Below are 7,467 nucleotides of genomic sequence, written 5' to 3' on the forward strand. Positions count from 1 at the left end.
TATACTAACGTTTAAATCTTGCCATTTCTTCAGGTGCAAATGGATAAGGGGAGTTTATATTTTCGAAGCCTTTAGAAATAAGTAAACGTACCCCGACAACATACCAAACTACCATGATGATTACCCCAATCAAATAATCCCAACCACTGACTAGGTGTTGTGTGTGAATATAAATGATGTATATAACCATGATAGGGAAATGACCAAATAAGACTGTCGCTAAACCTACATTATAAAGGGTTCCCATCATTTTATTGTTGACCACACCGTGTACAATCAGTTGAGCTAAACCACCGAATAATATTGGGGATAAACCGAACCAAATTTTTTCTGGAAAGAAAATAGGTGGAATGTACAATATTAATGCTGTACCCCAATTAATTAATAAAGCTGACATTTGGTTGAGTGGAAAGCGTTCTGGTCTTGGACTGTTTTTATAAGCAAACATCGTGTTACAGAATTTCGGAAATCCCCAGGAAAACCAAACTCTTCAAAGAAATGAAAATTAATGACTGCAAAATTAAGCAATGCTAAACGCTGAAGGACACTTAAATGATCCCAATAAATAATTGTAGCTATGATAGCTATAATGCCTATAAACACACTGATATTATAAAAATGACGTAAGATGAATTTCATAATGTTACGCCTCCTTCTTTAAAGCACGATAAATTTGTGCCTCTAAATCTTTCTGGTTGATCTGTGTATTTTTGAAGAGGAATGACTGTGTGAAATAGATGACTAATTGACCCATGACGATTCTAAGCAGAGCAGAATAGTCAATATCACTTGCGAGTTCATCGGTACTCAAGAAAATATCATAAATTTTATTCGCATTGGCATCATGGTTTTTCTCTAGATGAGTAATAAGTTGGGTTCTGACATCATCATCAATCAGTAGTTGACTCAACAGGATACATACAATTTCCTTATTTTTACGTAGGAATTTCAGTCTATCTGTCACAATATAATGAACAAGTGATTTTAAGTCTGAGTGTTTTCTGTGTTCCAACTGCTCAGCGAAAATGTCTTCATAAGAGGGGACAAAATTATCGATAATAGGCGAGATGATTGCTTCTAACAATCCGCGTTTACTTTTGAAGTATTTAAATAACGTAGCTTCACTTACGTTGGCTTCCTCAGCAATTTTTGAAGTGCTCACACCGTTATATCCATATAGTGAAAATAAGTGAATACTAGATAGTAAGAGTTTTTCTTTTGCTGGCGTTAATTTTTGGTTTCTGAGGAGCAGAGATAAATCCGTTTTTATATTTAGTGTATAAGACATATTTTTATCCTCCATAAGATATATTTATATCCGAAAGTATAGTGAGTGATTACTCACTATACTAATCTGTAGGATTTATTTTGTCAAATATAACTTTAAATTAAGAGGGTAAAGTACTGAGTTATATTGTAGATGTAGATAAAGTGTCATATTCCATGTATAGACATCTTGAGTAGTGGTATAGTTAATAATGAGGTGAACAATACAGTGAATAAAAAATAGAATAATTTATAAAAAAAAAGGCTTTCACTGTAAAATATATGAAAGTAACAATAAATGTAAGAAAAACAACTAAAAAAGAGAAAGTGGAATTTTTAACAGCTGTATTCATCTTGACTGCTGTAATTTTAGTGATTAAATGGTTGAAATCGTGATAAATAAGTCATTTTGTAATTGCTAAATACGTATTAATTCGGCGTTTTAAAAAATTAATTTCAAAAATAGTTTTACATTTACGACAAATGCGTGTATAGTGAGAGTTAAGTAATAAAAGAACGTGAAATTGATTGTGAGTTATTTGTTTAGAATATTCTCCTTTTAATGAAATGTATTTGTTACAAAAATTTCGTGCAAAAGCACATGGAGGTATTTTAGATGAATAACGGTACAGTTAAATGGTTTAATGCAGAAAAAGGTTTTGGATTTATCGAAAGAGAAAATGCGAATGACGTATTCGTACACTTCTCAGCAATCCAAGGCGAAGGATACAAAACGTTAGAAGAAGGCCAAAATGTTGAATTCGACATCGTTGAAGGCGACCGCGGCGAACAAGCGGCTAACGTTGTTAAAATGTAATTAAACTTAAATTTAATATCTCGTAGCCCTTTATTAGGGCTGCCCTCAAACTGCCGATAGCGCGATGGACGTTATTGGCAGTTTTTTTGTGTCTTATAAATAAATTTCATTCTAATGGGGAATCTAAAAATTCTATTCAAGTTAACATATAGATTATAAAATGAGTCTGAAACAAGATATATTGTCTCAGACTCATGCTTTTTAAACGATTAAATCTCCGCAATAAAAAATTCTGCCATGTTTTACATGACAGAATGAAATAGGGCACCCAACTAGGCATACGCCTCTCATTATTCGGCTGTTTTCAACCCGCGTATTAAAGCTGCTGAGAAGTCTTCCATTGCTTCACTGTAATTGTCTGGATTCTCTCTTGAAGCGCGTGTGAGTTCATCATCTTTAAAGAATTCTCTACGCAAGCCTTCGGAGATTTCCAATTGTACACCGTTACTGCTATCGTATTTATTGGTAATATTAAGGTGAGATTCACCTTCTAAAGCTTTCGGCGCTTTTTTAACAGTGAAATTAGCGTTCTCTAATTCTTCTCTAATTGATTTTTTCAATGTCGCGTCTTCACCGCCCATGTAGACGACGGATTCATCGCTATCCATGCCGTGTAAAGACACAACGACTTTGGAACGTTTAATCATACGGATTAAGCGTGGTTCGTTAAACTCTGTAGATGTGACGTGTAATCTTGAGTTATGCTCTTTTAATAAGCCTCTAAAGGTATACATATTGTATTCGCCTTTGTCAGCGGTCACTTTCGCAAGTTCAGTTGTCCCGGGCTCAATCCCACCACCATGAATCGCTGTAATGAGGATATCACTATCAGCGTTTTGATGATCAATCTGATAATCTTTACCTTCAGTATTATCTTTTTTCATTTCTTTGAAGTTCTCATAATAATCGGATGAAGTTTGATTTTCGTTCGAAAAAGGTTTTGCAAAATAAACATAAGCGGCAAGTGCGATGAGGCCGATGACGAGAATTACCGTTAATACAAAAAATATGTGAGAATAAATTTTTTCTCTTCTCATAATTACTCCTGAAATTATTTGATATATCACTATAATTATAGCAGAAAGAAGGTGCAAAACCATATGTAGTTTTCATAAAGTTTTGAGCGGTTATATCAGTTTTCGGAGTAGAGAAACCATTTGTGAATTTATACACACCTGATCACAAATTACGGTAAAAATCTACTAAATACTAAGGAGAATAACAGACCTAACGCGCCAAATATGAGTAGCATGACCGTCACACCTAATAGCGATTCTTTCGATTCTTGGCCGCGTTTTGTTAAGTAGAGTGTCAGTGTAATCCCTCCAATAATTAAAAAGATGATGGACACCCATAACACGACTGTGAAATGTTGACTCATGACGACACCTCCTAGATTGTACAACTTGTAGTAGTTGATACTGCGGATAATGATTAATTCCAATCATACCACTCTTTCTTTACACATAACAGTACAGCGCAATCAAGACACTGGCGATAAGATGAAGTTTAGTTTCAATCACATACGGCTATATAAGTCACAGGTAAAAAATTGTCACCGTCAACCTGACAACATTACGGGAGGTGAAATCAGTGAGAGAGGTAAACAAAGTCATCTACATCGTCCTTGCTTTCCTACTTGGTGGATTCGGTATCCATAACTTTTACGCAGGTAAAACAGGACTTGGTATCTTATTCTTACTTTTCTTCTGGTTAGCAGGTATTACTCACATCATCGCAATCATTCAAGGTATTATCGCATTGTTTAAAAAATCAGATGAAAATGGTAATATTCAAGTTTAATCTTACATTGTTAAAAACGCAATAAACCAAAAAATTCGTATTGCGCCATCATTCGACGATGGGTGATACGAATTTTTTTATACATCATTTTAATCTATTCAATTGTGATTCATAAAAATTATTTTTTGAGAGAAAATGCATGGCTTAAACTTTACATAAAGTTTAGTTTGAAATAAAGTTTAAATCATATTCGCGCGTTATACTTTGAGTAACACCTTGTCGAATAGTGAGAAATAAAATAGAGAAAACAACATGTGTTGTGAAGTTTGGATTCATTGAAGAGAGAAAATCCATTTAGGGGTGAGGGTATGTCCTTTTATGATTTCGCTGTTGATTTTATCGGTGATAACACGCCGTTAGGTACACTGGCTCTGTCTATCACCTTGGATAAAAATTTTCCTAGAAATGAAACAAATCATCAAAGACTGAGTGATTACTTTTACGGTACATATGTAGACCACGAATTGCTAGAAATAGCAAATCGTGATTATTGAAGTTCGTGTAGTAAGTTTTACCCACGTTGGCGGGAATAAAACCAGATTTAGGGAATTTGTAAAAAAACAGTAAAACTTTTTTCATTTATTTTCATTTCGAGACATAGCTAGGGTTTACATCTTTTATTATACCAAAAAGTCACTTTAAATGTTAAAAATATATAAAGACGTCGCACAACTAAAATAAAAATTAAGAAGTAGGGAATATAAATATATAGATCACATTGGGAATGAAGACGAGGTGAACACACCTTGTCTTTTTGTGGTGAAATCGTTTTAAAAAATCTTTGTATCGGTGGGTGGATTATGCTATACTAAATCCACAGCGATATATGAAATAAAATATTATTACATTGAAGGGAATGTCAATGAAACTAGAAGAACATGCACAAATTTTACCTGGAGTCTTAACGTCACGGATTGTGGAAGACGAAGCGGGGATGCGTTATAAACTTTACGACAATCATGACTTTTATAAAGATGTATTTGCGCATGTCCCGGTGAAAGTAACACCGAAATATGTCAACGTCGCAGAAAAGAGTGCAAAAGTGATCGTGAAACGTGGGGATGTTGTGATCAACTTAACACTCCAAAGAGCTGCGGTAGTGCATAATGATAACGCAACATTTTTAACCTTTAACTATGCACGCGTAGAATTGAATGATGAGATTGATCCACGATACTTTGTTTATTGGTTCAATCGTTCGAAAGAAGCACAGAACCAAATTTATCGTGCGGTTCAAAGCGGTACACAGACTAAAAAGATATCCATCAGCAGTATACGCGCGATGCATATCACGTTTCCTTTTATAGAGGAACAACGTATTATTGGGAAGTTATTTGAAGCAAAAGCAAAAATGAAATTATTGAAACAACAACGCTACGATTTGGAAATGAAATACTTATCCGCAACATTATTTTAATTACTGGAGGAACAAATATGTCAGTAACCGAGAAACAGCGCCAACAACAAGCAGAATTACACAAACATTTATGGAATATCGCAAATGAATTAAGAGGGAATATGGACGCGAGTGAATTCCGTAACTATATACTTGGATTGATCTTCTATCGATTCCTATCTGAGAAGGCAGAAGAAGAGGTCGCAGAAGCACTCGCTGATGAAGATGTAGACTATGAAGAAGCATGGGAAGACGAGGAATACCGTGATGATTTAAAAGAAGAACTACTCGATAATGTCGGTTATTACATCGAACCTCAAGATCTCTTTAGCACCATGGTTAAAGAAATTGAAAATCAAACGTTTGATATTGAACACCTATCACAAGCGATTCGTAAAGTCGAAACATCCACACTTGGTCAAGATAGTGAAGAAGACTTTATTGGACTCTTTAGTGATATGGACTTAAGTTCTACACGTTTAGGAAATACGGTTAAAGAACGCACCCAGCTTATTAGTAAAATGATTGCACACTTGTCTGAAATACCATTCGTTCATAGCGATATGGAAATTGATATGTTAGGTGACGCATATGAATATCTCATCGGTCGCTTTGCGGCAAGCGCCGGTAAAAAAGCAGGAGAATTTTATACGCCGCAACAAGTGTCTAAAATTTTAGCGAAAATCGTGACACTTGGTCATGATAAATTAAGAAATGTCTATGACCCTACATGCGGTTCAGGTTCACTCCTACTTCGTGTCGGTAAAGAAGCAACGGTGTATCGTTATAACGGCCAAGAACGCAACAACACCACATATAACCTGGCTCGAATGAACATGTTGCTTCACGATGTACGCTATGAAAACTTCGATATTTATAATGGTGATACATTGGAAAATCCAGCATTTGAAGACGAAAAATTCGATGCCGTGGTTGCCAATCCACCTTATAGTGCGAAATGGCCAGCCGATTCAAAATTCAATAACGATGAACGTTTCAGTAGTTACGGTAAACTCGCACCAAAATCTAAAGCCGACTTTGCCTTCGTTCAACATATGATTCATTATCTTGATGACGACGGTACGATGGCGGTTGTGCTTCCACATGGTGTGTTATTCCGTGGGGCTGCAGAAGGTACCATTCGTCAATATCTTATTGAAGAGAAAAATTATCTAGATGCGGTGATTGGGTTACCAGCGAATATCTTCTATGGCACAAGTATTCCAACATGTATCCTTGTATTTAAAAAATGTCGTAAAGCCGATCAAGATGTGTTATTTATAGATGCATCTAATGAATTTGAAAAAGGTAAAAACCAAAACCACTTAACTGACGAACATGTTGAGAAAATCGTCAATACGTATGCGAATCGAGAAACAATTGATAAATACAGTTGCGCCGCAACGTTAGATGAAATTGAAGAGAATGACTACAACCTTAATATCCCACGCTATGTTGATACATTTGAAGAAGAAGAGCCCATCGATTTAGAACAAGTACAACAAGATATCAATGACATCGATGATCAAATCGTAGACATTGAAAACGAAATCAACGGTTATCTCAAAGAACTAGGAGTGGCACAACATGACTAATGAAACAAAAAACGTACCAGAACTCAGATTTCCTGGATTTGAAGACGAGTGGGAAGAAACAAAAATTAAAAATATATCTAATACATTTAGTGGGGGCACTCCTGCTTCAAATAAGACAAGTTATTACAATGGGAATATACCCTTCATACGATCAGGAGAAATAGCGAAATTAAGTACAGAATTGCATATTAACAATAATGCATTACAAAATTCTTCAGCTAAGTTAATAGAAAAAGGTGATTTGCTATTTGCTCTTTATGGAGCTACGAGCGGAGAAGTTGCTATAAGTAAAATTAAAGGGGAATTAATCAAGCAATATTATGCATTAGAACCTCAGAATCTGTATTATTTTTATATAACTTTTTTAAGTTAAAAAAAGATCATATTCTTAGTGTATATATACAGGGAGGACAAGGTAATTTATCTGCTAAAATTGTGAAAAATCTTTCTGTTAATTTACCATCTATAAAAGAACAACAAAAAATTGGTGATTTCTTCAGTAAACTCGACCGTCAAATTGAACTTGAAGAGAAAAAACTTGAGCAATTAGAAGCTCAGAAAAAAGGTTATATGCAAAGAATATTCTCACA

11 protein-coding genes are annotated in these 7,467 nt (G+C 34.9%); 7 read left to right on the forward strand and 4 right to left on the reverse strand.

The window, feature by feature from the left end:
* Window positions 1-4: 4 nt before the first annotated feature.
* Both ACSBRB_RS06315 and ACSBRB_RS06320 read right to left on the reverse strand, forming a co-directional pair.
* Window positions 5-448 carry an HXXEE domain-containing protein gene (locus ACSBRB_RS06315; RefSeq protein ID WP_435032086.1) on the reverse strand — a complete coding sequence of 148 codons (444 nt, stop codon included), beginning with the start codon at window positions 446-448 and terminating at the stop codon, window positions 5-7.
* A gap of 195 nt (window positions 449-643) precedes the next feature.
* Window positions 644-1,288, reverse strand: coding sequence for a TetR/AcrR family transcriptional regulator (locus ACSBRB_RS06320; RefSeq protein ID WP_435032087.1), 645 nt, complete (start codon window positions 1,286-1,288; stop codon window positions 644-646).
* Between the two features lie 594 nt (window positions 1,289-1,882).
* Here ACSBRB_RS06320 and ACSBRB_RS06325 point away from each other — a divergent pair.
* Window positions 1,883-2,083 (forward strand): cold-shock protein, encoded by a 201-nt coding sequence (locus tag ACSBRB_RS06325; protein ID WP_107391902.1) that lies wholly within the window; start codon window positions 1,883-1,885, stop codon window positions 2,081-2,083.
* Between the two features lie 290 nt (window positions 2,084-2,373).
* On the opposite strand, the gene ACSBRB_RS06330 is transcribed toward ACSBRB_RS06325, so the two are convergent.
* Together ACSBRB_RS06330 and tsaT are read right to left on the reverse strand one after the other, a co-directional pair.
* On the reverse strand, window positions 2,374-3,120 hold the full coding sequence (locus ACSBRB_RS06330; protein ID WP_435032088.1) for a poly-gamma-glutamate hydrolase family protein: 747 nt from the start codon (window positions 3,118-3,120) through the stop codon (window positions 2,374-2,376).
* Between the two features lie 149 nt (window positions 3,121-3,269).
* Window positions 3,270-3,464, reverse strand: a complete 195-nt coding sequence (gene tsaT / locus ACSBRB_RS06335; protein WP_278926470.1) for a type II toxin-antitoxin system toxin TsaT — start codon at window positions 3,462-3,464, stop codon at window positions 3,270-3,272.
* Window positions 3,465-3,676: 212 nt separating this feature from the next.
* On the opposite strand from tsaT, the gene ACSBRB_RS06340 reads away from it, so the two are divergent.
* The 6 genes from ACSBRB_RS06340 to ACSBRB_RS06365 form a co-directional block, all read left to right on the forward strand.
* Entirely contained in the window at window positions 3,677-3,886 is a 210-nt protein-coding gene (locus ACSBRB_RS06340) for a TM2 domain-containing protein (protein ID WP_435032089.1), read from the forward strand.
* A gap of 308 nt (window positions 3,887-4,194) precedes the next feature.
* Window positions 4,195-4,380 (forward strand): YozE family protein, encoded by a 186-nt coding sequence (locus tag ACSBRB_RS06345; RefSeq protein ID WP_435032090.1) that lies wholly within the window; start codon window positions 4,195-4,197, stop codon window positions 4,378-4,380.
* Window positions 4,381-4,748: 368 nt separating this feature from the next.
* Window positions 4,749-5,303, forward strand: a complete 555-nt coding sequence (locus ACSBRB_RS06350) for a restriction endonuclease subunit S (protein WP_435032091.1) — start codon at window positions 4,749-4,751, stop codon at window positions 5,301-5,303.
* Window positions 5,304-5,320: 17 nt separating this feature from the next.
* Window positions 5,321-6,877 (forward strand): type I restriction-modification system subunit M, encoded by a 1,557-nt coding sequence (locus tag ACSBRB_RS06355; RefSeq protein WP_435032093.1) that lies wholly within the window; start codon window positions 5,321-5,323, stop codon window positions 6,875-6,877.
* Window positions 6,870-7,250: a restriction endonuclease subunit S gene (locus ACSBRB_RS06360; protein ID WP_435032094.1), complete on the forward strand. Its 381-nt coding sequence runs from the start codon at window positions 6,870-6,872 to the stop codon at window positions 7,248-7,250. The genes ACSBRB_RS06355 and ACSBRB_RS06360 overlap by 8 nt, the downstream gene beginning before the upstream one ends.
* A partial coding sequence (locus ACSBRB_RS06365) for a restriction endonuclease subunit S (RefSeq protein ID WP_435032103.1) occupies window positions 7,202-7,467 on the forward strand: 266 nt, incomplete at its 3' end. The genes ACSBRB_RS06360 and ACSBRB_RS06365, both read left to right, overlap by 49 nt.

This window comes from Staphylococcus auricularis (assembly GCF_051172115.1).
GTDB lineage: Bacteria > Bacillota > Bacilli > Staphylococcales > Staphylococcaceae > Staphylococcus > Staphylococcus auricularis_A.

Excerpts from the sequence above, each read along its gene's own strand:
- ACSBRB_RS06350 (WP_435032091.1), top strand. The coding sequence starts at position 4,749 with ATGAAACTAGAAGAACATGCACAAATTTTACCTGGAGTCTTAACGTCA.
- ACSBRB_RS06345 (WP_435032090.1), top strand. The coding sequence starts at position 4,195 with ATGTCCTTTTATGATTTCGCTGTTGATTTTATCGGTGATAACACGCCG.
- ACSBRB_RS06325 (WP_107391902.1), top strand. The coding sequence starts at position 1,883 with ATGAATAACGGTACAGTTAAATGGTTTAATGCAGAAAAAGGTTTTGGA.
- tsaT (WP_278926470.1), bottom strand. The coding sequence starts at position 3,464 with ATGAGTCAACATTTCACAGTCGTGTTATGGGTGTCCATCATCTTTTTA.
- ACSBRB_RS06320 (WP_435032087.1), bottom strand. The coding sequence starts at position 1,288 with ATGTCTTATACACTAAATATAAAAACGGATTTATCTCTGCTCCTCAGA.
- ACSBRB_RS06315 (WP_435032086.1), bottom strand. The coding sequence starts at position 448 with ATGTTTGCTTATAAAAACAGTCCAAGACCAGAACGCTTTCCACTCAAC.
- ACSBRB_RS06330 (WP_435032088.1), bottom strand. The coding sequence starts at position 3,120 with ATGAGAAGAGAAAAAATTTATTCTCACATATTTTTTGTATTAACGGTA.
- ACSBRB_RS06360 (WP_435032094.1), top strand. The coding sequence starts at position 6,870 with ATGACTAATGAAACAAAAAACGTACCAGAACTCAGATTTCCTGGATTT.
- ACSBRB_RS06355 (WP_435032093.1), top strand. The coding sequence starts at position 5,321 with ATGTCAGTAACCGAGAAACAGCGCCAACAACAAGCAGAATTACACAAA.